This window comes from Reyranella sp., assembly GCF_044224635.1.
Classification (GTDB): domain Bacteria; phylum Pseudomonadota; class Alphaproteobacteria; order Reyranellales; family Reyranellaceae; genus Reyranella.
This window is the reverse complement of sequence record NZ_JBGAKA010000101.1, coordinates 1-2,857: the sequence shown is the minus strand read 5'-3', so window position 1 is coordinate 2,857 and position 2,857 is coordinate 1. Positions and strand designations below refer to the sequence as shown.

At 68.4% G+C, this 2,857-nt stretch carries 3 protein-coding genes and 1 pseudogene; all 4 read right to left on the bottom strand.

Annotated features, from left to right (window positions below; translation table 11 throughout):
• Nucleotides 1–93: 93 nt before the first annotated feature.
• Nucleotides 94–549, bottom strand: coding sequence for a hypothetical protein (locus ACILR9_RS38385; RefSeq protein ID WP_395715276.1), 456 nt, complete (start codon nucleotides 547–549; stop codon nucleotides 94–96).
• Nucleotides 550–940: 391 nt separating this feature from the next.
• A complete protein-coding gene (locus ACILR9_RS38380) occupies nucleotides 941–2,002 on the bottom strand; it encodes an NAD(P)/FAD-dependent oxidoreductase (protein ID WP_395715275.1) in 1,062 nt (353 codons plus the stop codon).
• A gap of 26 nt (nucleotides 2,003–2,028) precedes the next feature.
• Complete coding sequence (locus ACILR9_RS38375) at nucleotides 2,029–2,268, bottom strand: FAD-dependent oxidoreductase (RefSeq protein WP_395715274.1); 240 nt, start codon at nucleotides 2,266–2,268, stop codon at nucleotides 2,029–2,031.
• A gap of 4 nt (nucleotides 2,269–2,272) precedes the next feature.
• Nucleotides 2,273–2,857 (bottom strand): annotated as a pseudogene (locus ACILR9_RS38370) (type III glutamate--ammonia ligase); the annotation flags it as partial.

Genomic DNA, 2,857 nt, shown 5'->3' with positions numbered 1-2,857 from the left:
CTCAAATAAATTTTTGAGTCAGGCGCGTCTACCAATTCCGCCACGGGGGCACGTCTGGGTGCGGCGGGAATAAAGCCGATGGGCCGGCGGAGGTCAACGCTTGTCGGCAACCGGTGACGGTCCCCGCAGGACCGCAGGAGGCTTCTGGTCTGTCGACTGCGGCTGAGCCGCACCCGCAGCGGAGGACATGTAGAGCCAACTGTCGGCGCCTGCGGCGCGACCTTCGTTGAACACGGCGATGGCGCGGGCTCGATCGCCGACCTTCCAATAGGCTTCCGAGACGTCCCGATAGACCATCGCCGTAGCGCTCGCTCGGTTCTCGGGGTCGGTCAGGCTGAGGGCCCCCTTGGCGCTGCTGAAGCTTCCTTCTCCGGCAATCCTGTCTCCGTCCAGTATCTGGTACCCGGCAAGCGTGCCATAGGCCAGCGCCAGGGTTCCGCAGTTCAGCCTGGTCGCAGGCGAGCACTGCTTGCGCCCGGAGTACTGGGCGACCTCCTTCTTTCCGAAGCCTATCGCCGCCTTCTGGTCGCCGGCATCAGAGGCTTGCATTGCCGCTTCCTGGTAGGACGGGGTTGCGCAGGCTCCCAGCGTCGAGACACACGCCGCAACCGCAATGACGGCGATGAGCGCACGAACCCTGACAAAGCAGCCACGATCCCCAGGTAAGCCCGCCATGATATCCAGTCCTTCGAACAAACGGCCGGCGGAGCGGCTCCCCGGGGACGAATTTGTGGGAACGGCGATACAATGGCGAAGCGGACCTTGACAAGAAGCGCGGTGAAGGGCGCCCGGCAATCGGCAGTTTGCCCGTCATTCCCGATGGTGTCGTGAGGCACAGCGGCAAGGCGCCTGGCGTACGGTGCCGGGTCGGCCAGAGGCGCGCTTCGACGCTGTTCGGACGTCGGTCGAAAGCAGCGCTCGAGGCACCGGCGCCGCGCCGTCAGGAGACGGCACCCGTCCCGTAGGCTCCGGTCAGCGGCTCGCCCTCCTCGTAGCGCGTGATGCGGTAGGGCTGGATCGGCAGGTCGGTCGGCTGGCCCAGCATCGACTGCGCCAGCAGGCGGCCGATCATCGGCGACATCTTGAAGCCGTGACCGGAGAAGCCGAAGGCCAGCTGCAGCCCCTCCACGCCCGGAACCGGCCCGAGCACGGGGTTCCAGTCCGGCGTGGTGTCGTAGAGGCCTGACCACGAGCGCGCCAGGCGGCCCTCGGCAAAGGCCGGCATGCGGGCCGCCGCCTGGGCCGCCTCGTCGATCATGGCGTCGTGATCGGGCTCGAGGTCGGCCATCTCGGGATCGTCGGTCAGCGTGCCTTCGTGGCCGCCGCCGACCAGCAGGTGGCCGCCCATCGGGCGCGTGTAGAGCTTTGCGGGCGAGGCGAGGTCCTTCATCACCGGCAGGTCCGGGCCGTAGGGCTTGTCGGCCGCCAGGGTGAAGACATGGTGCGCGGTAATGGTGAGCGGGATGTCGATGCCCGCCCAGCCGGCGACGACCCGGCTCCACACGTTCGCGGCCGAGAGCACCACGCCGGCCTCGATCGGCCCCTTGTCCGTCATCACGCCGGTGACCCGGCTGCCCTGGCGCAGCAGTCCAGTGACCGCCGTGCTCGTGCGCACGGTGGCGCCGCGCCGCCGCGCGGTGCGCAGGAAGGACGTGGTGACGAGATAGGGATCGGCCCATCCCGCCTCGGCCTCGAAGCCGATCGCATCGATGTCGTCCAGCACGAGCCAGGGATGGTGCGCGAGGGCGGCCTTGCGGTCGAGCAGGCCGGCCTCGACACCGAGCCCGCGCTGCATGGCGATGCTCGCCCGCACCGCGTCGGACGACGGGCCGGGCGGCGCCACGATCAGGTAGCCCGACAGGACCAGGCCCGGATCGGCATCGGGATCGCCGTCGCAGAGGTCGCGGAAGCGTTCGAACATGGCGAGGCTGGCGCGCGCGATCTCGACATTGGCCGGAACGCTGTAGTGGGTGCGCACGATGCCCGAGGAATGCGCCGTCATGCCGCCGGCGATCTCGCCGCGCTCGATCAGCAGCAGAGGTCGCGGAAGCGTTCGAACATGGCGAGGCTGGCGCGCGCGATCTCGACATTGGCCGGAACGCTGTAGTGGGTGCGCACGATGCCCGAGGAATGCGCCGTCATGCCGCCGGCGATCTCGCCGCGCTCGATCAGCAGGGCCTTGCGGCAGCCGAGCTCGGTCAGCTGGAACAGCGTCGAGGCGCCGATCACGCCGCCGCCGATCACGATCGCGTCGAAGGTCTCGCTCATGGTCTCAGCAATCGAGCGTGGTGCGGCGTTCCCACTCGGTCAGGTGGCACGCGTAGTCGTTCCACTCCGCCGTCTTCAGCGCGACATAGGAGGCGACAATCGGCGCGCCGAACGCCTCCTTGAGCACCGCGGATTTTTCCAGCGCTCGCAGCGCATCGAGCAGGTTGAGCGGCAGGCTCTTGGCGCCGGCCGCCTTGTGGCGCTCGGTGTACATGTTGATGTCGAGCCGCTTGCCGGGATCGCGCGCGTTCCTGACGCCGTCGAGGCCGGCCGCGAGCAGCGCCGCCGGCAGCAAATAGGGATTGGCGGCGCCGTCGGGCAGGCGCAGCTCGAAGCGGTCGGCATCGGGAATGCGGATCATGTGGGTACGGTTGTTGCCGGCGTAGGTCACGGTGTTGGGCGACCACGTGGCGCCCGACGCCGTCACCGGCGCGTTGAGGCGCTTGTAGGAATTGACCGTCGGATTGGCGATGGCTGAGAGCGCCGGTGCCGAGTGCATGACGCCGCCGATGAAATGGTAGGCCGTCTTGGACAGGCCGAGCTCGCCCGCGGCATCGACGAACACGTTGTCGCCTGCCTTGTTCCACAG